Here is a 23,944-nt window from a genome sequence, read left to right as displayed (position 1 = left end):
AAAAACAGGGGGACCGTGCACCTGCGTGCGCGGTCCCCCTGTTTTTCTATTATCCCTGCTGACCAAATTCCTTGGCCGCGCCAATGAAGGCCCGGAACAGAGGATGGGCCCGGTTGGGCCGGGATTTGAATTCCGGGTGGAATTGCACACCCACAAACCAGGGGTGATCGGGCAGTTCCACAATCTCCACCAACCGTCCATCGGGAGAAACACCCGCCAGCCGCAGGCCACAGTTGGTCAGCTGCTCCCGGAAGGTATTGTTGAACTCATAGCGGTGGCGGTGACGCTCGCTGATCTCATGTGCGCCGTAGGCCTGGAAAGTACGGCTGTCCTCTCCGGTCACCCGGCAGGGGCAGGCGCCCAGGCGCATGGTCCCGCCCTTTGTGGTAACCCCCCGCTGGTCGGGCATCAGGTCGATGACCGGATACTCCGTGGCGGCCAGTTCGCTGGAGTGGGCGCCGGCGAGTCCGGCCACGTGGCGGGCAAATTCCACCACTGCCATCTGCATGCCCAGACAGATGCCAAAGAAGGGAACTTCATGTTCCCGGGCCCAGCGGATAGCAGAAATCATCCCTTCTACGCCCCGATCACCAAAGCCGCCGGGAACAATTACACCCTGGCACCCGGCCAGAACCTGAGCGGCATTTTCATCACTCACCGTCTCGGAGTCCACCCAACGGATCTCCACCTGTACTTCATTGGCAATGCCGCCGTGGGTGAGGGCCTCTACCACCGAGAGGTAGGCGTCATGCAGCCCCACATATTTGCCTACCAGAGCGATCTCCACCCGCCCTTTGGGATGCTTGGCCCTCTGTACCATGGTGGCCCACTCGGTCAGGTCCGGCATGGGGCAGATCAGTCCCAGCCGCCGCACCACTACGCTGGCTAAGCCAGCCCGCTCCAGCATCAGAGGCACCTCATACAGCACCGAAGCCGTCCGGTTGGGAATGGCACTCTCCTTCGGGATGTTACAGAACAGGGCGATCTTCTCCAGGATCTCCTCGGGAATTTCCTCGTCGCAGCGACAGAGGATCACATCGGGCTGGATCCCCAGCGCCAGCAATTCTTTGGCCGAGTGCTGGGTCGGCTTGCTCTTGAGCTCGCCGCTGCCCGGGATAGAGACGATGAGAGAGACATGGATAAACATGACGTTGGGCCGGCCCCGCTCGGCGGCCACCTGACGAATGGCCTCCAGGAAGGGCTGACTCTCAATGTCGCCCACCGTACCGCCGATCTCGACGATCGCCACATCGGTATCCTCGCGATCGAGGGTATAGATGTTGCGTTTAATCTCGTCGGTGATGTGGGGAATGATCTGCACCGTTCCGCCCAGATAGTCCCCCGCCCGCTCCCGGTTGAGGACGTTCCAGTACACCTTGCCCGAGGACACGGAGGAGTGGAGCGTGAGGTCCTCATCAATGAAGCGCTCATAATGGCCCAGATCCAGGTCGGTCTCCGCCCCGTCGTCGGTGACAAATACCTCGCCGTGCTGGTAAGGGCTCATGGTACCGGGGTCCACATTGAGGTAAGGGTCCAGCTTCTGCACCCGTACCCGCAGCCCCCGCTGCTTCAGCAGCCGTCCCAGGGATGCCGCAGCGATCCCTTTGCCCAGCCCCGAAACTACGCCTCCGGTCACAAATACATATTTTGTCATGCTCCAGTCCTCCTTTTTACGTCTCATATGCAACAAAAAATATCCTTCATTTTACGAGCCGGCGCGCCCTGCGTCAAGGTACTTTTTGCAGGTTTTATTTCCCTATCTTTCATTTTGTCCCATCGCACAAAAACCGGCGCGCCCCATAAGGGGCGCGCCGGTCAGTTTGCTCATCGGTGATAGAGCTTATTGGTCTCATACTGGGGTTCACAGGTCAGGCGCAGGCCCAGGCGGCTGTAAGTACCCGAATCCGCCGGGGAGAGGATGACCGAGGAGTGGGCCTCACACCCCCGCAGACGGGAAAGCTGGTCCATGGCCTGCCGGGCCAGAGGGTTGGTCGTGGCCGAGATCGCCAGGGCAATCAGGATCTCATCGGAATGGAGCCGGGGATTGACCGATCCCAGATGGTGTACCTTCACCTGCTGGATGGGTTCCAGGGCCTCTCTGGAAATGAGGTGGTGCTCATGGTCGATCCCCGCCAGGGCCTTGAGGGCGTTGAGCAGTGTGGAGGAAGAGGAGCCCATCAGGTCGGTGGTCTTCCCAGTGACCACTTCTCCGTTGGGCAGCTCGATGGCACCGGCGGGATTCCCCGTCTCTTCCGCCACCTGGGCTGCGGCAGCCACCACCGAACGGATGGACACATCCACTTTGGCCTGCTGCATCACCAGCTCCAGCTTATACACCAGCTCGTCATCGGCCACGCCCACCCGGCGGTCACACAGGGCGGCGTAATAGCGACGTACGATCTCCTGCCGGGCGGCGGCACACACTGCCTCGTCGTCCACAATGCAGTTACCCGCCATGTTGACTCCCATGTCGGTAGGGGACTTGTAGGGACACTCTCCCATGATCTTCTCAAACATGGCCGAGAGGACCGGGAAGATCTCCACATCCCGGTTATAGTTCACCGTGGTCTCCCCATAGGCAGCCAGGTGGAAGGGATCGATCATATTCACATCCCCCAGATCAGCGGTAGCTGCCTCATAGGCCAGATTCACCGGGTGCTGGAGGGGCAGGTTCCAGATGGGGAAGGTCTCAAACTTGGCATACCCTGCCTTGATCCCACGCTTGTACTCGTGATAGAGCTGGGACAGGCACACCGCCATCTTGCCGCTGCCCGGGCCGGGCGCGGTGACCACCACCAGGGGCCGCTGCGTCTCGATGTAGTCATTTTTACCGTATCCATCATCGCTGACGATGAGGGGGATGTTATTGGGATAGCCGGCAATGGGATAGTGCAGGTATGTCCGCACACCCAAATGTTCCATCCGCCGCTGGAAGGCGTCGGCAGCGGGCTGGCCGGCGTACTGGGTGATCACCACACTGCCCACCAGCAGGCCCTGACTGCGGAACGCGTCGATCAGGCGCAGCACATCCACATCATAGGTGATGCCCAGATCACCCCGTACCTTGTTCTTCTCGATATCGCTGGCGCAGATGGCGATGACCACTTCTACCGAATCCCGCAGCTCCTTGAGCATGCGGATCTTGCTGTCCGGCTCAAAGCCAGGCAGCACCCGGGAGGCATGATAGTCGTCAAAGAGCTTTCCGCCAAACTCCAGATAGAGCTTGTTATCAAACTGACCAATACGTTCCCGAATATGAGCCGACTGCATCTCTAGATATTTCTGATTGTCGAACCCGATCTTGTCCATTCCGGACCCCGTCCCTTCACACAAAATTCACTTGATGGTTATTGTACCACATTTCCCATTCCAGCAATAGCTTTTTTTCCATCTTCGTCGTATTTTGCCCTTTGCCTTGACAAATCGTTCCTACAGTTGTAGTATTCATACAGATACTACAGCTGTAGGAGGGATGGCCATGACACTGAGTGACAAGCAATGGCAGGTGCTGGAAGTTCTGTGGGCAGCGCCGGAGGGGCTGACTCTGGGACAAACGGTAGAAGCCCTGCGCCCCATCACCGGCTGGAGCCGGAACACCGTACTCACCTATCTCACCCGAATGGAGAATAAGGGACTGGTGGTTATTCGGAAAGAGGATACTCCCCACCGCTATCGAGCAGGGGTAGATCGGGAGAGCTGCGCCGCCCAGGAACGGCGGGGCCTGCTGGAGCGGGCCTATCACGGCTCGGCAGGCAAACTGGTGGCCGCTTTTCTGAAGGAGGAGACGATCACCGCCCAGGAGCGGGAGGAACTGCGCCGACTGCTGGACGAAATGGAGGTGTGAGCTTTGCAAAACCTCTGGTCCTTTCTGATGCAGGCCCTCACCGTTTCCATTGCGGCGGCGGTGCTGCTCATCGCCAAGCGGCTCTTTTTGGATAAGCTCTCCCCCCGGTGGCAGTACGGGGTATGGGCCATTCTGGCCGTCCGGCTGCTGCTCCCCGCAGGGCTCTTTGGCCGGACACTGATTCCCGGCCTCACCGTGTTGCTGGAAACCATGAAAACCGGGCTGGAATCCCATCTGTCCTCCGCCCTCACCAGCCCTTACGGCGTGACGGAGGTCCTGGCCCCTATTCCTCTGGTGCAACTGACCGCACCGGGCAGCGTTACCGACGTGCTCTTCTACCTCTACGCCGCCGGGTTGGTTGTCACACTGCTGTGGTTTTTCCTGTCCTATCTGGCCCTGCGGCGTCGGGTGGCAACGGGCTCCTCACCCGCCTCTGACACGCTGGAGCAGATCAATCGGGTAGCCGCTCAATATGGTCTGAAGGTCCCCAAGCGGGTAATCGTGCTGCCTGGGGTGGAGAGCGCCTTTGTGTGTGGGCCCCTTTCCCCGGTGCTGGTGCTGCCGGAGCGGGCAGTGGACGACAAGGTGATTCTCCACGAGCTGCTCCACCTGAAATACGGTGATCTGTGGGCTGGCGTGGGCATGTGTGCCCTGCGGTGCCTGCATTGGTGCAATCCCCTCTTATGGTATTGCTGGGACCGGGCCCAGAACGACAGCGAGGCCCTGTGCGACCAGCGGGTGCTGGAGCGGCTGGAGGGGGAAGAGCGCCGGGCGTACGGCGTAATTCTCCTGTCCATGGCGGACGACAAATACGCCCGCGCACCTGGTACCACCTCCATGGCCAACGGAGGGCAGAACATCAAGGCCCGTATCGCCTCCATCGCCCGGTTCAAGCGCTATCCCAAGGGGGTGGGCCTGGGCTCTGGCTGCGTAGCGGCAGTACTGGCCATTGCCTGCCTGGCGGGGACGGTGGGGGCAGTGGACCTGCCTGACCAGCACGCATCCGACCCGCTCTCCCTGGCTCGGGCCCGGCTGAATCGGGCCACCACCGTGGCCGGTGCCCTGGACAGCTACGTAAAAGCCCTGTTGACAGACAGTCCCGCCTATCTGGTCATGGCCGCCCCAGAGGAGGATCTGGGGCCCCTGCTCTCAGCCGCCCAAGCAGGCGAGGGACTGAACACCTCCTACCCGCTGGAGCCGCTGGGCCTTTCGGAGGAGAGCGGCGCCCAGGCCGACTGGGTGGTGTACAACCTGTTGGAGGGCTCCGATGGCAACTACACCGGCCTGCTGGTGCTGGACGCCTACCGCACCTGGTTTGCCGGTATTTATGAGGACGGCCAATCCATCGCCGTGTCCCAGCCGGTACAGGTGTTCCGGCAGGGGGATTTCTGGGCGGTGGAACCCCTGGATGATTGGACAGCGGTGGATCCGGCGTGTACCCTGGCCACCCACACCAATTCCGTCCTGCCCGCTTTGACCTATACCACTCATGTGGAGGACTTTACCATTCAGGTGGACTATCAGTACCTGCTCAGCGTCGACAACGAGGTCTATTCCGACAGCGTTTTCGGCAGCTCTTACCAACTGGATACCGTGCCTAGACCAGATTCTCTTTTTACCGACTACTATCACTCCGTGGGCGGCCGGGCCTGGAAAGGCGGGGAGGAGGTCTCTCTCACCGTCTGGTACGAGCCGCTGGCCCAGGGTGAGACCTTCCCGACGGAATTCGGCCCCAGATCTCTCCACACCCCGGAGGAGTATGGCCTGGGGGGCGGCGGAGGCAGCGACCACAGGGGCTGCGACCAGCAGCAATCCCCCGCCGCCATCGCGGTAAAATTCCGATATCAGGGCCAGGATTACACCGGCCTCGCCCTACCGGAGGAGGCTGCTTATGACTGACAACATCCGAATCCGCCAGGCTTTGACCAAGATCGCCTGGGGCTATGTACTGCTCTGTCTGGACTTTAATCTGGGGATCAACGACCACATGCTGGACGTACTGCCCAACTGGGCGGGCTATCTGCTGATCTTCTCCGCCATCGCCCTGCTGGGCTCAGAGCTGCGGGACCTGCTCCTGCTCAAGCCCTTCTGCACCCTGCTGGGGGTAGTGGCGGCAGTGGACTGGCTGGCAGTGCTGCTGACCGGCCAGGAACTTACCGGCCGGTTCTTCCTGCTTCAGATCCTGCTGAGCTGCGTGGGCATCTACTTCCGTTTCCAGCTGCTCACCGACCTGGCCCAACTGGCGGAGGACCATGAGGTACGGGCGGACAGCATGCGGTTCTGCCGCAATGCGGAGGCCGTCATTCAGGTCATTCTGATGCTCCCTCTGCCCTGGGAGGACAACGCCTCTCTGACCGTTCTCTACGGCGGATTGCTTGTCATTGGGTTTCTTATCTGCCTGTTCATTCTCTATCAGCTCTTTGTCCTGCGAAACGGTTTTCCCGAGGAGGCGGCCTGAGTTCAGGCCGCCTCTTTTTGTAACCGGATTGTCATTGACAAATTGGTCTATAGGTTGTAGACTACAAGCAAGGACGACAACCAGTAGACCAAAGGAGGTGTGATCATGACGGAACTGAGATTAGGTGCGGTGGAGTCCCGTTTTGCCGAGCTCATCTGGCAGGGGGAGCCCATGACCTCCACCGAGCTGGTGCGTCAGGCGGAGGTCGCCCTGGGCTGGAAAAAGTCCACCACGTACACGGTGCTCAAGCGGCTGTGCCAGCGGGGCATCTTTCAGAACCGGGACGGGAAGGTGACTTCCCTGCTGTCCAGAGAGGAATTTTACGCCCGGCAGAGCGAGCAGTTTGTGGAGGAGACCTTTTCCGGGTCCCTGCCCGCATTTCTGGCGGCCTTTACCCGGCGGAAAAAACTGTCCCAGGAGGAGATCCAGCAGTTACAGCAGTTGATCGATGCGAACAGGGGGTAAGCAGCCATGACACAGTTTTTGTCCCAGACGCTTTTTCCCGCGCTCTTCAACATGAGCCTCACGGCCGGCATCGTGATCCTGTGCATATTGGTGGTGCGGCTGGCCCTGAAACAGGCTCCAAAAGTATATTCCTACGCTCTGTGGGCGGTGGTGCTCTTCCGGCTGCTCTGTCCGGTGTCCCTCCCCTCCGGCTTCTCCCTGCTGGGGGCCCTGGACGCCCCGGCCCGGCAGGCCACCCCGGTGGTGAGCACCGTGACCTACCTCCAGCCCCAGCAGCCGGCAGAAGCACCGTCCCAGGCGGAGCAGCAGCCGGCGGAGCCGGACACACCTGTCCCTGAACCGGTAACCCCTGTATCCCCGGTGCAGACGGCCCCATCGGTGGACTGGGCCGTGGTAGCCGCCTGGGTGTGGATGACGGGGGCGGCCGGCATGGCAGGATACAGCATCTTCGCCCTGCTCCGTCTGCGGCACAGACTGGTGGGCAGTCTGCATCTGAAGGACAATCTTTATCTGGCCGACTACATTTCCACCCCCTTTGTGCTGGGGCTGGTGCGGCCCCGGATCTATCTGCCCTCCACCCTGACAGAGCAGGAAATGGACTATATCATCTGCCATGAGCAGTATCACATCCGCCATCTGGACCACGTGGTGAAGGTGCTGGCCTTTGCCGCGCTGTGCCTGCACTGGTTCAACCCCCTGGTGTGGCTCGCCTTTGTGCTGGCGGGAAAGGACATGGAGATGCGGTGCGACGAGGCGGTGGTGAAGCAGCTGGGCGAAAACATCCGGGCGGACTACTCCGCTTCCCTGCTCACCCTGGCTACCGGGCGCCTCACCATCGCAGGCACCCCCCTGGCCTTTGGAGAAGGGGACCCCAAGGGGCGCATCCGCAACCTGCTGCGCTGGAAACGCCCCAAACTATGGCTGTCCGCGGCGGCCGGTATCGCCTGTGTGGCGGTCATCGCCGCCTGCGCCGCCAACCCTGCCGTGCAGAGCAGTCCCACGCCCGACCACAACAGGACGGGACAGTATGCGAGCATGGAGGACTTTGCCCAGCAGACCATGGAGAACACCAAAGAGGTGACTTACTATAAACTCTCCAACGGGACAGCCACCACCGAGGAGGCCACCGCCCAGGTCACCGGCACCAAGATAGCCTGGCTGGACAAGATGGGGGAAATGGATGGACTGGCCCCCGAGGGTATCCTGGAGCTCTGGACCTTCTGTTACCTGGTACAGATTGACGCCCCCACGGAGGAGGTCGCTCTGGTGGGCGGCATGTCCGAAGAGGACGGCTGGTTTGACCTGGAGGGTCAGGGTGGACACAACATCGTCGCCCTGCGCTGCCCGGACGGCACCTATGATGTCCTCTACGACCAGCCGGTCAACGACAACAGAGATTTCTATGGCTATCACAACAGCTATGAGGAGGCCATCTACGACTGGTATGTAACCGACCAAGGTCTGGACCTGCCCCTCTATGTGGAGGACTGGACAGAGCAGATCACCTACCCGGACGGGGAATACCACGGCAATTTCCCGGTCCACCGCTACGACGGGGACGGCTGGTACCTCTACATCCCGGTGTCGGCCTGGAACCAGTGGGCGGCGGACCCCACCCACAGCGTATGGGTGTCCGCATACAACACCGGCTCCGCCGTCACGGTGGACTACCTCGAAACCAGCCTGGCAGACAGCACCCGTGGTATGACCCCCGCGGACGACAGCGGGCGTATCTTCACCGCCCAGGCGGATGGCTGGACCTATCGCACTTACTACACGGATGCGGCAGACGGCGGCTGCTGGAAGATCACTACCCAGTGGCAGGACGACGCCATTACTGACTACCCCTATATCGCCATTGAGCCCCAGGTAATGGCGCTCATGGCGGAGAGCTTCACCCTGGACAGCCGGATCACCCCGGCGGAGGAAACCCTTGCTATGACGGCTGTTTTGCAGAACCTGTCCCCGGAGGGCGGCAGGCTGGTGCGGGTGGAGTGCAACAAGGAGACAGAGCTGACCCGCAACGGCACAGAGAGCGAGGTAATGCGGGCGGCGGCATCCAAGCTGGAGCCCATCCAGGACCCGGAGTCCTATATGGATGCCGACGGCGGACTGTGCCTCTATCTGGACGGTCCGGGCGACTGTCACATCAGCCTTTACGCCATTCTGTCCCAGCCCGCCACGGTGCTGCTGCGCTATGTGGGCGATACGGTCAACGAATCCGCCCTGGCAGAGGACCCCCAGCTGTACCTCTACCTGATGGCGGCGGTGGAACACCCGGACGTGGAGTTCCATGACCTGGACGGCGATGGGTTCCAGGAGGTGCTGGCCTGGCCGGCAGGGGACGTCCAAAATCTGATCATCTATGATTATTATGACAATGAGATCCAAAAGACCAACCCGGCCCAGACGCTGGGGGTGGAATTTGCCGGGTACACCGGCCTCATCGGCAACCTCCAACAGGAGTACAGCAATATGGTACAAGCCGGCAGCGGACAGATCAATGAGACGGGGATCTATCAGTATGACGACGGGACACTGACCTGGGTCTGCTCGCTGGAGGACGCCCTTCTCACCACGTGACGGCGCATGAACATCAAAAAAGGGACCTGCCAGAGGCAGGTTCCTTTTTTGATCCGTCATTCCAGGGCAATATGGCTGCGGATGCGCTGAACGATCATATCCAGGGCCACGGTGTTCTTGCCGCCCTCGGGCACAATGATGTCGGCAAACCGCTTGGAGGGCTCCACAAACTGCTCGTGCATGGGCTTAACGGTGGTGAGGTACTGTTCCACCACCGAGTCCAGGGAGCGGCCCCGCTTCTTCACGTCCCGCAGGATGCGCCGGAGGATGCGCACGTCGGCATCGGTGTCCACAAAAATGCGGATGTCCATCTGCTCCCGCAGGGCGGGATCGGCAAAAATGAGGATGCCCTCCACCAGGATCACCTTGGCCGGGCGGACCTCCACAGTCCCGGCGGCGCGGTTGTGGATGGTGTAGTCATAGGTGGGGCTGTATACCGTCTCTCCCCGGCGCAGGGCCGCCAGATCGGCGATCAGCCGCGGGGTGTCAAAGGCATCCGGATGGTCATAGTTGAGCTTGCAGCGCTCCTCATAGGGCATCTCGTCGTGCTGCCGGTAATAATTGTCGTGGTACAGGATGGACACGTCGTCCCCAAAACATTCCTTCAGCCGCAGCGTTAGGGTGGTCTTGCCCGACCCTGTCCCTCCCGCGATGCCGATCACCATCGTCTGCATATGCGCTACCCCCCGCTGTTTTTTTCAGTATAACACAGGGCCGCGGGGGGTACAAGCCTCCCGCGGCCCTGTATGCTATTCCTCTTGGTTTTCAAACAGCAGCCGGTACGTACCCTCCTCAGCGGCATAGACCGCCTCCAGGTCCTCCCCGGCCCATGCCGGATCAAACGGGAGCGTAAAGCGCACACAGGTCCCGCAGGAGGCGGAGAGCTTCCGCGGCACCGGCATCAGCACAGCCTGATCTCCCTGGCTTTTGAGCCGCTTGTGAAATTGCAGCGCCCCGAAGTGGGTGTAAAAGGTGGCGATCTGGTCCATGTCAGGAGATGGTGATCTCATAGTCTTCCCCCACCGCTTTCCAGCTGACCTGGTAGCCGTGGTTGGAGGCAAAGCGCCGGACATTCTGCAGCGGCGTCTCGCTGTCCACCAGCACCACAAGGGGGGTGCCGTTTTTCAGGGCGTTTTTGGTCATGAGTACCGGTTCGGGGCAGGAGTAGCCCCTGGCGTCGATCTGGTTCATAATCCGCACCTCACACTTTCTTGGTATTGGCCCCGCCGATGGCACACGCCACGACCAAGCCGATGATGACGGCGATCTTGCCGGCCAGCGTAGGCCCGTCGGTGGACGAGGCCAGCCCGAAGTTATGGCAGAAGGCGGCCCCGGTCACCATGCCCAGTACGGCCACGGAGGAGTCGCTGTTGCCGCTGCCCGAGAGGATGAGCTGCCGCAGGGGGCAGCCGCCCAGCAGCACGGAGCCCAAGCCCACCAGCACCATGCCCAGCAGGTTCCAAAGTCCGTCGGTGTGGGCCACGGCCTGTCCGGCAAAACCGGGGGTAAAGCCGCCCCGCAGGCCCATACCGCCCACGATCAGGTTGCCCACCAGCACCGCCGCGAAGATGGCCACAAATCCCATCAGCAGATGGAAGTCCCGCAGCATCATGGCGTCCCGGATGCCGCCAGCCATGCACAGCCGGGTGCGCTGGGCCAGCGCGCCCACCACCAGCCCGGCAATGAGAGCCGCCGCAATGGGCGCCCGCATGGAGCCGGGGCCCTCCGTGGAGAAGAACAGGAAGGCGGGAGCCGCGATTACCAGCACCAGCAGGGCCACGTTGACGGCGGGCATCAGCAGCCCCTCCACCATGGCCTGGGGCTGGGACTTCTTCAGCGAGAAGCCCTTTTTCAAAAACAGCGTGCCCACAAAAATCCCCACAATAAAGCCGATGAGGCCCAGAATGGCGTTGCCGTCGCCGCCGCCCAGGCGGATGACCATGCGCAGCGGGCAGCCCAGGAACATCAGCGCCCCCACCATCACGCAAAAGCCCAGCACGAACCGGGTCATGGGGGAGGAGCCGCCCCGCACTTTGAATTCCCGGCCCGCCAGGGCCATCACCATGGCGCCCAGCACCAGGCCGATGATCTCAGGACGGATGTACTGTACGATGGGGGCCCGGTGCAGTCCCACGCCGCCGGCTATGTCCCGCAGGAAACAGGCAATGCAGAAGCCCATGTTCACCGGATTGCCCAGGGCCACCAACACCACCGACGCCGCGCCTACCACCAGCCCGGCCAGGATCAGGAACAGATGCTCTCGTTTCGTTGTCACACAAATGACCTCCTTTTCCATATGGTCCTCTCTGTCCCTATCATACCCTTGCCTGTCCGGAATTGGAACTTGATTTTTTCCATATTTTCTCTATACTTTATCGCTTTTTTCTATAAAGTGTTTTATAATAAAACCCCCGGACGGCTGTGCCGTCCGGGGGGCCCGGTCTACACCTGTCTCAGGTACACCATCTTTTCTCCGCGCCGGCGCACCGCACCCACCGCCACGGCGGATACGCCGCGGTCGGCCATGCGCTCCAGCAGTTCCGCCGTCTTGGCCTCGGGTACGCTCAGCAGTAATCCGCCGGCGGTCTGGGGATCGTAGAGGGCGTCCAGCACTTCCTGTGGGAAGTTCCCATCCACTGCCACATCGCCCCCGGCAAAATCCAGGTTGCGGTAGGCTCCGGCGGGGATGATCCCGTCCCGGGCCAGCTCCAGTGCCTTGGGCAGGATAGGGATGCGTCCGGGCCAGAGCTCCACGGTACACCCCGCCCCCTGGGCCATCTCCCGGGCGTGGCCGATAAGCCCAAAGCCCGTCACATCGGTGCAGGCGTTGGGGCGCAGGGGCACAGCCGCCTCGGCCGCCGCCTTGTTGAGGGTGGTCATCAGCCCGGTCATCTCCTGTAGCTCCGCGGGGGTGAGCAGCTCCGCCTTGGCTGCGGTGGTGAGAATACCGGTACCCAGCGCCTTGGTGAGCACCAGGATATCCCCCTCCCGGGCGCCGCTGTTGGTGAGTATGGCGTCGGGGTGGACCAGTCCGGTGACACACAGGCCGTATTTGGGCTCCGGATCTTCAATGCTGTGGCCCCCGGCAATGACCGCACCGGCCTCAGCTACCTTGGACGCGCCTCCCTCCAGGATCGCGCCCACCGCCTCCAGCGGCAGGCAGGAGGGCACGGCCAGCAGATTCATGGCCAGCCGGGGCTGTCCGCCCATGGCGTACACGTCGGAGAGGGCGTTGGTTGCGGCGATCTGACCAAAGGTATAGGGGTCGTCCACCACAGGCGGGAAGAAGTCCACCGTCTGGATCATGGCCACGTCGGGGCTGACACGGTAGACCGCAGCATCGTCGCTGGAATCAAAGCCGACCAGCAGATTGGGGTCGGCGGTCCGGGGCAGACCGGACAAAATATCGTTTAGGACTCCCGGCCCTAATTTGGCCCCTCACCCACCGGCCGTGGTCATGGCGGTCAGGCGCAGTTTTTCATACGGCATACATCCACCCCCTTTGCTTTTTCTGGCTACACTATACCCCATTTCTTTTAAAAACACAATGAGGAGGTCCGCTATGCAGCTCAAACAGCTGGAGATTTTTGTCCAGGTAGCCCGCCTGCGCAGCTTTTCCAAGGCGGCGGAGGCCCTCTACCTCACCCAGCCCACCGTCAGCGCCCACATGAGCGCGCTGGAGGAGGAGCTTGGGACCCGTCTGGTGGTGCGCTCCACCAAACAGCTGCATCTTACCCCGCCCGGCCGGGTGTTGGCCCGGTACGCCGGGGAGATCCTGGGCCTGTGCCAGCGGGCCGAACAGGAGGTGCGCACCGCCGCCTGCTCCATTGCAGGGACCCTGTCCATCGCCGCCTCCACCGTTCCCTCCCAGTACCTGCTGCCCCAGGTGCTCCCCTCCCTGCGCCAGCGCTATCCTCAGGTCTTTTTTCAGGTCCGGCAGGGGGACAGCGGCCAGGTGGCCCAGTGGATGAGCGAAAACGGAGCGGAGCTTGGCATCGTGGGCGCACCGGTCCAGCGTACGGGGCTTTTGTGCGTACCCTTTCTCACCGAACAGTTGGTCATCATCACGCCGAACACTGCGGAATATCGGGCGCTGAACGGCCGCATGACCCCCGAAGTGCTCCGCTGCGCCCCCTTTCTGGTGCGGGAGCCCGGCTCGGGCACCAGAAAGCAGGGAGAACAGTATCTGCGGGGCATCGGTCTGGACCCCCGGGAGCTGACCTTGACCGCCCAGCTTGACAGCACCGAGAGCATCCTGCAGGGCGTAAAAAACGGCCTGGGCATCGCCATCGTCTCCTCCTATGCCGCTCGTGACCAGGCTGCCGCCGGCCAAATCCTCCTCTTTCCCGACTCCAACCCTCTGCTGACCCGGGAGTTTTATCTGCTCTATCACCGCAGCCGCGCCCTTTCCCCGGCGGCCTCCATGCTGTTGCAGGAGCTGCCCTATTTCTTCCAGAATCAGCCCTGAACTGCCGCACCCTCCCTTCCGCTCCGGCATACGCTGGGGTGAGAAACTCAGATATTGGAGGGTCATTTATGCAAAGTGAACCGCAGGTCTCCTTTTTCCTGGGCGCCAACGCCCCCACCGGCTTTTACTCCCTCTACGACCAGCTGATTGACCCGGCCCAGGCCCGGGATATCTATATCCTCAAGGGCGGTCCCGGCTGCGGCAAATCCTCCCTGATGCGCAAGGTGGGCAAAGCCATGGAGGAACGCGGCCTTCAGGTAGAGTACATCGTCTGCTCCGGCGATCCGGACTCCCTGGATGCTGTGCTCATTCCGGAGCGGAAAACCGCCCTGGTGGACGGCACCGCTCCCCACGTGGTAGAGCCGTCCTACCCCGGTCTGGTTGAACATTACGTAAACTTAGGAAACTACTACGACCGCGACGCCCTTCAAACCGTCCGCTCGGAACTGATGGGATGCATGAAAGGCTACAAGGCCTGCTACAGCCGGGCTTACCGCTGCCTCACCGCCGCAGCCCAAATCGAAGAGGATATGCGTGCACTCCTGTCTACTCAGGTCTTAGAAGCCAAGATGGCCAAGCGTGCCCGGGGCATCCTCTCCCGGGAGGTCAAAAAGACCGCCCTGGAGGACGGTCGGTCTGTTCAGCGCTTCCTGGGCGGTGTCACTTGGAAGGGCGTGCTGTGCAATTACAGCACTGCCGATGCATTATGTAAACGTGTCTACGAGCTGTCCGACACTTACGGTCTGGCCCACGGCATGCTCCATCACCTGGCCGCCGGCGCTCTGTCGGCGGGACATGACATCATCGTCTGCCCCTCCCCCATGGCCCCCGACCGGATGGAGCACCTGCTCATCCCCTCGCTGTCCCTGGCTTTCCTCTCCTCCTCCCCCGCCCAGCCCTATCCCCGCCGTCCCTATCGCCGTATCCGGCTGGACGCCATGCTGGACCCGGAGCTGCTGCGCCGGAATAAGGCCCGGCTCAAATTTTCCCGCAAGGTGGCCGCCGCCCTGACCGACGAGGCCGTGGAGGCTCTGGCCCAAGCCAAGGCTATGCACGATGAGCTGGAGGGGCTCTACAATCCCCACGTGGATTTTGAAGGCGTATACCGCACAGCGGTAAACATCGTGGAGGAAATGGATCGTCACGCCTGAAACATATCCTCTCTATCCCTTGCGGCGCAGTCGTTTGGACTGCGCCGTTTTTTTCTGTCATTGACAGCGTCCGCGCCCGGCTCTTATAATGGCTTTGACAATCAGACCAAATTTTCACTGGATGGGAGGTCCTATTTTGGAACAGCTGTTAGCGCCGCTGGTGGGAGACGCGTCCCCCGTGACGTTGATCGGCCTTTGCAAAAACGCCGGCAAGACCACCACCATGCGCCGCCTGATGAATGAGTTGGGTGAGGAATGCCTCGGCCTGACTTCGGTGGGCCGGGACGGGGAATGTACCGACCTGGTCACCGGCACAGAAAAACCCGACCTGTACCTGAAGGCCGGCGATCTGTTTGCCACTGCCCGAGGAATGCTCTCCCTGTGTGACGCCACACTGGAGGTGGTCGACCTCACCGATGTGATGACCCCTCTTGGGCCGGTAGGGGTATTTCGTGCCCTGTCCGACGGCTATGTCCAGTTGGCCGGACCCTCAGCCGCCGGACAGTTGCCCCCTCTGACCCAGCGTTTCCGGGAACTGGGTGCCCAGCGCGTACTCATCGACGGGGCTGCCGGGCGCAAATCCCTGGCCGGCGCCGGAGTGGAGGGCGTGGCCCTGCTGTGCACCGGCGCATCCCTGGACCGGAATATGGAGCTGGTAGTAGCTGAAACCGCTCACACCTGCTGGCTCTTTGCCCGCAAGCGTCCAGAAAATACTCGCCTGTGTCAGGCGCTGGACGCTCTGGAGGCCCGCTTTGCTCTCTTCACCCCCGAGGGAGAACCAGCTGAGCTGCCTTTGGATGAGTCGGGCGCCCCCAAATGGAACAAACTCCCCCGACAGCCTATGGTGGTCTGGGCAGCGGGTGGGATTACTGACCCGCTGCTCAAGACCCTGGCCCGCCGTGGAGCACCCACCACCCTGGTGGCATCCGACGCTACCCATGTGCTGGCTGGCCGTGCCGCGCTGGAACTGTTCCTGCGCAGCGGCGGTGAGTTGGCGGTACGCCGGGAGCTGACCATTGCCGCTGTCGCCGCCAACCCCTGGTCGGCCTACGGCTGGCATTTTGAGGCTGACCGGTTTGTCCATGCCCTCCAGGAGGCCCTGGACCTGCCGGTTGTGAACGTAAAGGAGGAGTAAGCCATGGAACTGACTCATGAACTGCGGGAGAACGCGGGCTTTCAGTGGGTGCTTGAGCGCCTGAGCCCCCTGTCTCCCTTCGGCAAACAGGCTGCACGCAATCCCCGCTGGTATGGCCCCGGGGATGAGGAAGAGCTGGAGCAGGAGCTGGACAATGTGGCTCTGGCCATGGAACTTTGGGCCGCCGGTGGCACTGCCTCCCAGCAGACCGAGTCCTGTTGCTGTGAGACTCCCCGTCTGGATGCTTCTGCCCGGAAGGATGCGGCGGCGGCCCTGCGGGGCGTAACCCGCTGCTTGCCTCTGTTCCACGATATCCGGGGCTCCTTTGACCGGGACCCCGGTGCCCCGTTCGATCTGGTGGAGCTGTTTGAGATCAAGCATTTTCTGGTTACCATGGAGCAGGTAAACCAGGCCTATGCCGCCATGCCCGCTCTGGCTGGCATCACGTTTCCCTCCCTGTCCGACGCGCTGGAGCTGATGGACCCGGAGGGGCGGCGTCTGCCCACCTTCTCCATCGTCAACAGTTACCACAACGATCTGGCCCCCCTGCGTGCGGAGAAGGCCAAGCTGGAAAAAGCCATCCGCATGACCCAGGAGGAGAAACGGGGCCCGCTGCTGGAGAAACGCCGGGTACTGGCTGTACAGGAAGACCAGCTGGAGCTGGAGGTACGGGTCATGCTCACCGGAAAGCTGATGGCCTGGCGGGAAGATTTTCTTGCCTGTATGCAGGCGCTGGGACACCTGGATCTGATCGTTGCCAAGGCCAAGCTGGCCCTGCGTTTCCAGTGTGTCCGCCCCACCCTGAGCGAAGACGGTTCCATCGAGCTGCATGAGGTCATCCATCCCCAGGTGGCGGAAGATCTGGCCGCCCGGGGGGAGCAGTTCACCTCTCTGGACCTGCATCTGCACCGGGGATGTACGGTCATTACCGGCGCCAATATGGGCGGCAAGACCGTCTCTCTGCGCGCTACCGTACTTAGCTTGCTGCTGTGCCAGTGCGGATTCTTTGTATTTGCACGCGCAGCCCGGCTGCCTCTGTTCCACCGGGTGGAACTTATCCTGGCCGACAGCGGACCGGGAAGCGGCGGTCTATCCTCCTTCGGCCGTGAGGTCCACTTGCTGGACCAGCTGCTGTGCAAAACCCGCGGGCAGTTTTTCTTTGTGGCACTGGATGAATTTGCCCGGGGCACCAATCCCCAAGAGGGCGCCGCCCTGGCCCGCGCCCTGGTACGCCATCTGGGCACACTGGACTGCGTCGCCCTCATGACCACCCACTACGATGGCGTCTCCGATGTGGCCGGGGCCCACTATCAGGTAGCGGGCCTGGTGCGGGACATTCAGGGGGATGAGGGAGACGATCCCCGCAAACGCATCGCCCGGCGGATGGACTACCACCTGCTGCCCGCCCCGCCTGGAGCCCCCTGTCCCCGGGATGCACTGCGTGTCTGCCGGCTTTTAAAGCTGGATGAAGCACTGATGGAACTGTTCCAGGCCGATCTGTAAGCTTTGGGAGACCGCCCCTAAATCGGGGCGGTCTCTTTTTTACTCTACCGCAGCGGCACATTACCAGCGTCCTGTTGCAGCATACAAAAGTCCTCCGGCGGGAGAAAAATTTTATAAACCAAATTTCCTAAAAAATAGTTGACAAATCATTTTGGCTGCGTTATAGTGAATTTGTCAAAAGTGAATAATACGCATGGATAGAGGCGCGGAGTGCAAGGTAGGAGAACAATGTTAAGGGCTGGCGAGCCCGATGTGTTCTGTGAATGTCCGCTCCGCCGAAGGGGGACGTGAATCGTACAGCCCTCCCCCTGAGCCGTGGGCCCAGCGCTCACGGATTGTCATGAGTCACATGAAGCGCTATTTGTGTCTGAACGAGAGTACCCCTCCCGCGGACATGAGTAGTGTTTTTTTGTTCATGAAGCGCTATCCCGCCAGGAGGACCCTTTTCCATGGCGGGATGGCGTTTATTTTTTTGAGGAGGCGTGTCATGGAAAAACTGATCATCACCGCGGCCATCTGCGGCGCGGAGGTCACCAAAGAGCATAATCCCGCGGTTCCTTACACGGTGGACGAAATGGTCCGGGAGGCCAAGAGCGCCTTTGAGGCGGGCGCTGCGGTCATCCACGTCCACGTCCGGGAAGACGACGGCACCCCCACTCAGGACCGTGAGCGGTTCCGGGTCGTGCTGGATGCCATCAAAGAGGCTTGCCCCGGCGTAATCCTGATCCCATCCACCGGCGGCGCTACCGGCATGACCCCCGAAGAGCGGCTCCAGCCCACCGAGCTGTGCCCTGAGATGGCCACTCTGGATTGCGGCACCTGCAATTTCGGCGATGACATTTTTGTCAATGATATGCCCACCATGCGTGCCTTCGGCAAGCGCATGATCGAAAATAACATCAAGCCCGAGTACGAGTGCTTCGAGATTGGCCATCTGGACACCATCGTGAACATGGCCAACAAGGGTCTGGTCCCCGGCGCACCCATGCAGTTCAATTTCGTACTGGGCGTGTCCGGCTGCACCCCCGCCACTGTGGGTAACCTGGATTACCTGGTGAAGCAGATTCCCGCCGGGTCCACCTGGACTGTCACTGGCATCGGCCGGGGCGCCTGGCCGATGGTGGCCGCCGGCATTGTGATGGGCGGCAACGTCCGCGTGGGCTTTGAGGATAACATCTACCTGGAAAAAGGTCACAAAGCCGCTTCCAACGGTGAACTGGTGGAAAAGGTAGTCCGCCTGGCCAAAGAACTGGGCCGTGAGATTGCCACTCCGGACGAGGCCCGCAAGATTCTGTCGCTGGCCTGAGCCGCTGACTCTGTTTTACTTATCTCCCCAACCATACATCTCCCCAACCACCCCAACACTCAATGAAACAGGAGGAATCTTCCATGCAGAAGAAAGGCAACAAGTACGGCACCCACCGCGTCATCGAGCCCCAGGGCCTGCTGACCCAGGCAGCCAAGAAGATCGACAACACCATGGAGTGCTACTCCAACGAGATCCTGTGCGACGTGTCCGCACTGAACATCGATTCTGCCTCCTTCACTCAGATCTATGAAGCCTGCGGCAAGGATCTGGGCAAGACCGAGCAGATGATCCTGGATATCGTCAATGAGCGCGGCAAAATGCAGAACCCGGTCACTGGCTCCGGCGGTATGTTCATCGGCACCGTCCGTGAGATCGGCGAGGATCTGGCTGGTAAGATCGACCTGAAGGTGGGCGACAAGATTGCCTCCCTGGTCTCTCTGTCTCTGACTCCTCTGAAGATCAATAAGATCAAAGCCATCCACCCCGAGATCGACCGTGTGGATGTGGACGCTCAGGCCATCCTGTTTGAGTCCGGCCTGTATGCCAAGCTGCCCGACGACATGAGCGAGGAGCTGGCTCTGGCTGCCCTGGATGTGGCCGGCGCTCCCGCCCAGACCGCCAAGCTGGTCAAACCCGGCGACAGCGTTCTGATTCTGGGCGGCGCTGGCAAGGGCGGCATGATGTGCTGCTACGAGGCCATGAAGCGCGTTGGCCCCACCGGCAATGTGGTGGCCCTGGTCATCTGCCAGGAGGACGCCGACCTGCTCAAGAGCATGAACCTGTGCCACCACGCCATCGTTGGCTCCGCCACCAACCCCGTGGAGGTGCTGGAGAAGTCTCTGGCCGTCAACGGCGGCAAGGAGTATGACGTATCCATTCTGATCGTTAACGTCCCCGCCTGCGAGATGGCCGCCATTCTGCCCGTCCATGACAACGGCACCGTCTACTTCTTCTCCATGGCCACCGACTTTGCCAAGGCCGCTCTGGGCGCCGAGGGCTGCGGAAAGGATGTCACCATGATCGTTGGCAACGGCTACACCAAGGACCATGCTGAGATCACCCTGTCCGAGCTCCGCGAGAATCCCCAGCTGAAGGCCTACTTCGAGAAGAAGTATCTGTAATTTTAAAAGTAGACTGCTGCTGATGCTGCACTCCACGCGGAATGCGGCGGGAACTCCTCCTCCCCAACCTTCTCCCCCCGTATTCGGCACGCAGTTGGCTGCATTCAGCATTTGTTCTTCCCAACGCACCTATTTTCATTTAGAAAGGATGACCTTGTTATGGTAGAGTCCCGTCGTAAGATCCTGTTCCCCAACGTGACCGACGAAGAGTGGAATGACTGGCACTGGCAAGTCAAGAATCGCGTGGAGACCCTGGAGGACCTGAAGAAATATGTGGACCTGACTCCCGAGGAAGAAGAAGGCGTCAAGGCCTGCCTGGGCACCCTGCGCATGGCCATCACTCCTTATTATCTGTCCCTGATCCAGCCCGGCGATCCTCACGATCCCGTCCGGCTGCAGGCCGTCCCCACCGCCAAGGAGCTGCATCAGTCCGCTGCCGACCTGCTGGACCCCCTGCATGAGGATGAGGACTCCCCCGCTCCCGGTCTGACCCACCGCTATCCTGACCGCTGCCTGCTGCTGATCACTGACCAGTGCTCCATGTACTGCCGCCACTGCACCCGCCGCCGCTTCGCCGGTCAGAACGATGCCGGCCTGCCCGTGGATCAGGTGGATCAGGCCATCGAGTACATCCGCAACACCCCCGTCATCCGGGACGTGCTGCTCTCCGGCGGCGACGCGCTGCTCTGCTCTGACGAACGTCTGGAGTACATCATCGCCAAGCTGCGTGAGATCCCCCACGTGGAGATCGTCCGCATCGGCTCCCGTACCCCCGTGGTGCTGCCTCAGCGCATCACTCCCGAGCTGTGCAATATGCTGAAGAAGTATCACCCCATCTGGCTGAACACCCACTTCAACCATCCCAACGAGATCACCCCCGAGTCCGCCAAGGCCTGCGCCATGCTGGCTGACGCCGGTATCCCCCTGGGCAACCAGAGCGTGCTGCTGGCCGGCATCAATGACTGCGTCTACACCATGAAGAAGCTGGTCAACGAGCTGGTCAAGATCCGGGTGCGTCCCTACTACATCTATCAGTGCGACCTGTCCATGGGCCTGGAGCACTTCCGTACTCCCGTCAGCAAGGGCATCGAGATCATCGAAGGCCTGCGCGGTCACACCTCCGGCTTCTGCGTACCCACCTTCGTGGTGGACGCCCCCGGCGGCGGCGGCAAGACTCCTGTCATGCCTCAGTACGTCATCTCTCAGACCCCCAAGAAGGTCATCCTGCGCAACTACGAGGGTGTTATCACCACCTACACCGAGCCCGAGCACTACACCGACTGCCAGTGCGACTACTGCACCGGTAAGAAGAAGAAAGAGCTCATGGGCGTGGCCGGTCTGGAGCGCGGTCAGGCGCTGTCCATGGAGCCCGCCAACCTGGAGCGTCATAAGCGTTCCCATCACGAAGAATAATTTTTCTCCGCTGTACAAGCGGACCGCTGCCCCAGGGCGGCGGTCCGCTTCCCCCCGTTTTTCTCTCACAAACCGAGAATGGAAGTGATCGATGTTGGAATCCAAGCTGAATCTTGATTTTAAGCTGGTGGAACAGGCCCGTGCCCACGCTTCCCGGGTGGCGGACGACACCCAGCGTTTCATCGACGGCTGCACTACTGTAGCTGTTGAACGTACCATCTGCCGTCTGCTGGGTATCGACGGAGTAGACTCCGCCGACGTTCCCCTGCCCAATGTAGTAGTGGAACATCTGATGGACAAGGGTGCTCTGCCCCAGGGCGCCGCTTTCTGGATCGGCAACGCCATGGTGGAGACCGGTAAGGGTCCCCAGGCCATCGCCGAGGACGTAGCCAACGACAAGCTGGATCTGACCGCTCTGCCCACCCACGGCGAGGCCGAGATCCATGCCGCGCTGGACCCCATCGTGGAGGAGAGTCTCTCCAAGATCCGCGCTCGCCGCAAACGCCGCGAGGACTTCATCGCTACCCACGGCGGCGAGAAGCAGGGCCCCTGGATCTACCTGATCGTGGCCACCGGCAACATTTATGAGGACGTGGTACAGGCTACCGCTGCTGCCCGCCAGGGCGCCGACGTCATCGCCGTAATCCGTACCACCGGTCAGTCTCTGCTGGACTATGTGCCTTACGGTGCCACCACCGAGGGCTTCGGCGGCACCTACGCCACACAGGAAAACTTCCGCCTGATGCGCGAAGCCATGGACAAGGTGGGCGAGGAGCTGGGCCGTTACATCCGTGTATGTAACTACTGCTCCGGCCTGTGTATGCCCGAAATCGCCGCCATGGGCGCCTTTGAGGGTCTGGACGTGATGCTGAACGATGCTCTGTACGGCATTCTGTTCCGCGACATCAACATGCAGCGCACCCTGGTGGATCAGTCCTTCTCCCGCGCCATCAACGCCTATGCCGGCGTGGTCATCAACACCGGCGAGGACAACTACCTGACCACCGCTGACGCTGTGGAAGAGGCTCACACCGTGCTGGCCTCCCAGTTCCTCAACGAGGCCTTTGCCCTCCGGGCCGGCCTGCCTGAGGAGCAGATGGGTCTGGGACACGCTTTCGAGATCGATCCCGATGTGGAGAACGGCTTCCTGTATGAGCTGGCCCAGGCCGAGATGGCCCGGGAGATCTTCCCCAACGCCCCCCTGAAGTACATGCCTCCCACCAAGTTCATGACCGGCAATATCTTCCGCGGCCACGTTCAGGACGCCCTGTTCAACATGGTGACCATCCTGACCAACCAGAAGATTCACCTGCTGGGCATGATGACCGAGGCCATTCATACTCCCTTCCTGTCCGACCGTTTCCTGGCCATCCAGAACGCCCAGTATATTTTCCGCACCATGCATGATCTGGGCAGCGAGATCGTCTTCAAGGAAGGCGGCATCATGCAGAACCGCGCGGCCGACGTGCTGCACAAGGCCACCGATCTGCTGGGCCAGATTGAACAGCTGGGCATTTTCGAAACCCTGGAGCGGGGCATCTTTGCCGACATCAAGCGTCCTCGGGACGGCGGCAAGGGCCTGGACGGCGTTGTGACCAAGGCCGCCGGGTACTTCAACCCCTTCCTTGAGCCCATGATGAAAGGGGGTGCCGGCAAATGAGTTCCGGACTGTATCAGATTCGTGACAAGGACCTTGACACCACGCTGGACCTGACCCGGCTGAAACCCTACGGAGATACTATGAACGACGGCAAGGTGCAGCTCTCCTTCACCCTGCCCGTTAAGGACGACGACAAGGGCGCCGCCGCCGCCGTGCTCATGGCTCAGAAGATGGGTCTGGCCGACCCCAACGTGGCTCTGCGCCAGAAGCTGGACGAGGCCTTCACCTTCTATGTGGTGTACGGCTCCCTCACCCACACTATCAATTACAATGAGATCGTGGTGCAGACCGTGGCCGACGAGGCCATGGGTATGGACGAGACCGATGAGTTCCTGAAGGAGCGCCTTGGCCGCAAGCTGGTTGTGGTGGGCGCCTCCACCGGTACCGACGCTCACACCGTGGGCATCGACGCCATCATGAACCGCAAGGGCTTCGCCGGCCACTACGGCCTGGAGCGCTACGAGATGATCGAGGCCTACAACCTGGGCTCCCAGGTGCCTAACGAGGAGTTCCTCCGCAAGGCCGCCGAGGTCAACGCCGACGTGCTGCTGGTCTCCCAGACCGTTACTCAGAAGGATGTTCACATCCAGAACCTGACCGAGCTCATCGAGCTGGCCGAGGCCGAAGGTGTCCGCGAGAAGTATATCTTCTGCTGCGGCGGCGCCCGCATTACCCACGCTCTGGCCAAGGAGCTGGGCTATGACGCCGGCTTTGGCGCCGGCACCTACGCCGACGACGTGGCCACCTTCTGCGCCAAGGAAATGGTGCGCCGTCTGGGCAAATAACTTTGTTTTCTCCTCTCTTCTCTCTTCTATCCCTTTCTGGGAAAACAGC

General features: G+C 61.3%; 21 protein-coding genes and 1 riboswitch. Of the genes, 14 read left to right on the top strand and 7 right to left on the bottom strand.

Annotated elements, in window-relative coordinates; all coding sequences use genetic code 11:
- Positions 1–49: 49 nt before the first annotated feature.
- Together pyrG and WMO45_RS10215 are read right to left on the bottom strand one after the other, a co-directional pair.
- Complete coding sequence (gene pyrG / locus WMO45_RS10220; protein WP_349140629.1) at positions 50–1,654, bottom strand: CTP synthase; 1,605 nt, start codon at positions 1,652–1,654, stop codon at positions 50–52.
- 170 nt (positions 1,655–1,824) lie between these two features.
- The gene (locus WMO45_RS10215; RefSeq protein WP_349140628.1) at positions 1,825–3,309 is read right to left on the bottom strand and encodes a DUF1846 domain-containing protein; all 1,485 of its coding nucleotides are present in this window, start codon (positions 3,307–3,309) and stop codon (positions 1,825–1,827) included.
- A gap of 169 nt (positions 3,310–3,478) precedes the next feature.
- Between WMO45_RS10215 and WMO45_RS10210 the strand changes: the two genes are divergently transcribed.
- The 5 genes from WMO45_RS10210 to WMO45_RS10190 all read left to right on the top strand — a co-directional run bounded on the left by WMO45_RS10210 (position 3,479) and on the right by WMO45_RS10190 (position 9,350).
- Complete coding sequence (locus WMO45_RS10210) at positions 3,479–3,844, top strand: BlaI/MecI/CopY family transcriptional regulator (protein WP_349140627.1); 366 nt, start codon at positions 3,479–3,481, stop codon at positions 3,842–3,844.
- A gap of 3 nt (positions 3,845–3,847) precedes the next feature.
- Complete coding sequence (locus tag WMO45_RS10205) at positions 3,848–5,743, top strand: M56 family metallopeptidase (protein ID WP_349140626.1); 1,896 nt, start codon at positions 3,848–3,850, stop codon at positions 5,741–5,743.
- Positions 5,736–6,302, top strand: coding sequence for a hypothetical protein (locus tag WMO45_RS10200; protein ID WP_349140625.1), 567 nt, complete (start codon positions 5,736–5,738; stop codon positions 6,300–6,302). The genes WMO45_RS10205 and WMO45_RS10200 overlap by 8 nt, the downstream gene beginning before the upstream one ends.
- A gap of 105 nt (positions 6,303–6,407) precedes the next feature.
- Positions 6,408–6,767, top strand: coding sequence for a BlaI/MecI/CopY family transcriptional regulator (locus WMO45_RS10195; protein WP_349140624.1), 360 nt, complete (start codon positions 6,408–6,410; stop codon positions 6,765–6,767).
- A gap of 6 nt (positions 6,768–6,773) precedes the next feature.
- Positions 6,774–9,350 (top strand): M56 family metallopeptidase, encoded by a 2,577-nt coding sequence (locus tag WMO45_RS10190; RefSeq protein WP_349140623.1) that lies wholly within the window; start codon positions 6,774–6,776, stop codon positions 9,348–9,350.
- 56 nt (positions 9,351–9,406) lie between these two features.
- On the opposite strand, the gene udk is transcribed toward WMO45_RS10190, so the two are convergent.
- From udk to selD, 5 genes are all read right to left on the bottom strand, one after another.
- On the bottom strand, positions 9,407–10,024 hold the full coding sequence (gene udk / locus WMO45_RS10185) for a uridine kinase (RefSeq protein WP_349140622.1): 618 nt from the start codon (positions 10,022–10,024) through the stop codon (positions 9,407–9,409).
- Positions 10,025–10,099: 75 nt separating this feature from the next.
- Positions 10,100–10,360 carry a putative Se/S carrier protein gene (locus WMO45_RS10180; protein WP_349140621.1) on the bottom strand — a complete coding sequence of 87 codons (261 nt, stop codon included), beginning with the start codon at positions 10,358–10,360 and terminating at the stop codon, positions 10,100–10,102.
- Complete coding sequence (locus WMO45_RS10175; RefSeq protein WP_349140620.1) at positions 10,341–10,541, bottom strand: sulfurtransferase TusA family protein; 201 nt, start codon at positions 10,539–10,541, stop codon at positions 10,341–10,343. Before WMO45_RS10175 ends, WMO45_RS10180 begins: the two co-directional genes overlap by 20 nt.
- 10 nt (positions 10,542–10,551) lie before the next feature.
- The gene (gene yedE, locus WMO45_RS10170; RefSeq protein ID WP_349140619.1) at positions 10,552–11,625 is read right to left on the bottom strand and encodes a YedE family putative selenium transporter; all 1,074 of its coding nucleotides are present in this window, start codon (positions 11,623–11,625) and stop codon (positions 10,552–10,554) included.
- Between the two features lie 167 nt (positions 11,626–11,792).
- Positions 11,793–12,839, bottom strand: a complete 1,047-nt coding sequence (selD, locus tag WMO45_RS10165) for a selenide, water dikinase SelD (RefSeq protein WP_349140618.1) — start codon at positions 12,837–12,839, stop codon at positions 11,793–11,795.
- Positions 12,840–12,912: 73 nt separating this feature from the next.
- On the opposite strand from selD, the gene WMO45_RS10160 reads away from it, so the two are divergent.
- The 9 genes from WMO45_RS10160 (at position 12,913) to kamE (ending at position 23,895) form a co-directional block, all read left to right on the top strand.
- Positions 12,913–13,818, top strand: a complete 906-nt coding sequence (locus WMO45_RS10160) for a selenium metabolism-associated LysR family transcriptional regulator (RefSeq protein ID WP_349140617.1) — start codon at positions 12,913–12,915, stop codon at positions 13,816–13,818.
- Positions 13,819–13,886: 68 nt separating this feature from the next.
- Positions 13,887–14,969: a hypothetical protein gene (locus tag WMO45_RS10155; protein ID WP_349140616.1), complete on the top strand. Its 1,083-nt coding sequence runs from the start codon at positions 13,887–13,889 to the stop codon at positions 14,967–14,969.
- Between the two features lie 136 nt (positions 14,970–15,105).
- Positions 15,106–16,104 carry a lysine 5,6-aminomutase reactivase subunit KamB gene (kamB, locus tag WMO45_RS10150; protein WP_349140615.1) on the top strand — a complete coding sequence of 333 codons (999 nt, stop codon included), beginning with the start codon at positions 15,106–15,108 and terminating at the stop codon, positions 16,102–16,104.
- Positions 16,105–16,107: 3 nt separating this feature from the next.
- Positions 16,108–17,607 carry a lysine 5,6-aminomutase reactivase ATPase KamC gene (gene kamC, locus WMO45_RS10145; RefSeq protein ID WP_349140614.1) on the top strand — a complete coding sequence of 500 codons (1,500 nt, stop codon included), beginning with the start codon at positions 16,108–16,110 and terminating at the stop codon, positions 17,605–17,607.
- A gap of 190 nt (positions 17,608–17,797) precedes the next feature.
- Positions 17,798–17,975, top strand: a riboswitch (Lysine riboswitch).
- Between the two features lie 119 nt (positions 17,976–18,094).
- On the top strand, positions 18,095–18,913 hold the full coding sequence (gene kce / locus WMO45_RS10140) for a 3-keto-5-aminohexanoate cleavage enzyme (RefSeq protein ID WP_349140613.1): 819 nt from the start codon (positions 18,095–18,097) through the stop codon (positions 18,911–18,913).
- A gap of 83 nt (positions 18,914–18,996) precedes the next feature.
- A complete protein-coding gene (gene kdd, locus WMO45_RS10135) occupies positions 18,997–20,037 on the top strand; it encodes an L-erythro-3,5-diaminohexanoate dehydrogenase (RefSeq protein ID WP_349140612.1) in 1,041 nt (346 codons plus the stop codon).
- A gap of 159 nt (positions 20,038–20,196) precedes the next feature.
- A complete protein-coding gene (gene kamA / locus WMO45_RS10130; RefSeq protein ID WP_349140610.1) occupies positions 20,197–21,450 on the top strand; it encodes a lysine 2,3-aminomutase in 1,254 nt (417 codons plus the stop codon).
- 91 nt (positions 21,451–21,541) lie between these two features.
- Positions 21,542–23,110: a lysine 5,6-aminomutase subunit alpha gene (kamD, locus tag WMO45_RS10125; protein ID WP_349140609.1), complete on the top strand. Its 1,569-nt coding sequence runs from the start codon at positions 21,542–21,544 to the stop codon at positions 23,108–23,110.
- Positions 23,107–23,895 carry a lysine 5,6-aminomutase subunit beta gene (gene kamE, locus WMO45_RS10120; RefSeq protein WP_349140608.1) on the top strand — a complete coding sequence of 263 codons (789 nt, stop codon included), beginning with the start codon at positions 23,107–23,109 and terminating at the stop codon, positions 23,893–23,895. Before kamD ends, kamE begins: the two co-directional genes overlap by 4 nt.
- Positions 23,896–23,944 lie beyond the last annotated feature (49 nt).

Source organism: Flavonifractor hominis, assembly GCF_040095835.1.
Taxonomy (GTDB): domain Bacteria; phylum Bacillota; class Clostridia; order Oscillospirales; family Oscillospiraceae; genus Flavonifractor; species Flavonifractor hominis.
Note: the sequence above shows the minus strand (reverse complement) of the source record. Positions and strands in the feature narration are given on the sequence as shown.

Bases quoted from the DNA above. Each gene is read 5' to 3' on its own strand.
- WMO45_RS10175 (WP_349140620.1), bottom strand. From the start codon at position 10,541: ATGAACCAGATCGACGCCAGGGGCTACTCCTGCCCCGAACCGGTACTC.
- kamA (WP_349140610.1), top strand. From the start codon at position 20,197: ATGGTAGAGTCCCGTCGTAAGATCCTGTTCCCCAACGTGACCGACGAA.
- udk (WP_349140622.1), bottom strand. From the start codon at position 10,024: ATGCAGACGATGGTGATCGGCATCGCGGGAGGGACAGGGTCGGGCAAG.
- pyrG (WP_349140629.1), bottom strand. From the start codon at position 1,654: ATGACAAAATATGTATTTGTGACCGGAGGCGTAGTTTCGGGGCTGGGC.
- kamD (WP_349140609.1), top strand. From the start codon at position 21,542: ATGTTGGAATCCAAGCTGAATCTTGATTTTAAGCTGGTGGAACAGGCC.
- kdd (WP_349140612.1), top strand. From the start codon at position 18,997: ATGCAGAAGAAAGGCAACAAGTACGGCACCCACCGCGTCATCGAGCCC.
- WMO45_RS10155 (WP_349140616.1), top strand. From the start codon at position 13,887: ATGCAAAGTGAACCGCAGGTCTCCTTTTTCCTGGGCGCCAACGCCCCC.
- WMO45_RS10210 (WP_349140627.1), top strand. From the start codon at position 3,479: ATGACACTGAGTGACAAGCAATGGCAGGTGCTGGAAGTTCTGTGGGCA.
- WMO45_RS10200 (WP_349140625.1), top strand. From the start codon at position 5,736: ATGACTGACAACATCCGAATCCGCCAGGCTTTGACCAAGATCGCCTGG.
- WMO45_RS10160 (WP_349140617.1), top strand. From the start codon at position 12,913: ATGCAGCTCAAACAGCTGGAGATTTTTGTCCAGGTAGCCCGCCTGCGC.
- kce (WP_349140613.1), top strand. From the start codon at position 18,095: ATGGAAAAACTGATCATCACCGCGGCCATCTGCGGCGCGGAGGTCACC.
- WMO45_RS10190 (WP_349140623.1), top strand. From the start codon at position 6,774: ATGACACAGTTTTTGTCCCAGACGCTTTTTCCCGCGCTCTTCAACATG.
- kamE (WP_349140608.1), top strand. From the start codon at position 23,107: ATGAGTTCCGGACTGTATCAGATTCGTGACAAGGACCTTGACACCACG.
- WMO45_RS10180 (WP_349140621.1), bottom strand. From the start codon at position 10,360: ATGAGATCACCATCTCCTGACATGGACCAGATCGCCACCTTTTACACC.
- kamC (WP_349140614.1), top strand. From the start codon at position 16,108: ATGGAACTGACTCATGAACTGCGGGAGAACGCGGGCTTTCAGTGGGTG.
- WMO45_RS10215 (WP_349140628.1), bottom strand. From the start codon at position 3,309: ATGGACAAGATCGGGTTCGACAATCAGAAATATCTAGAGATGCAGTCG.
- WMO45_RS10195 (WP_349140624.1), top strand. From the start codon at position 6,408: ATGACGGAACTGAGATTAGGTGCGGTGGAGTCCCGTTTTGCCGAGCTC.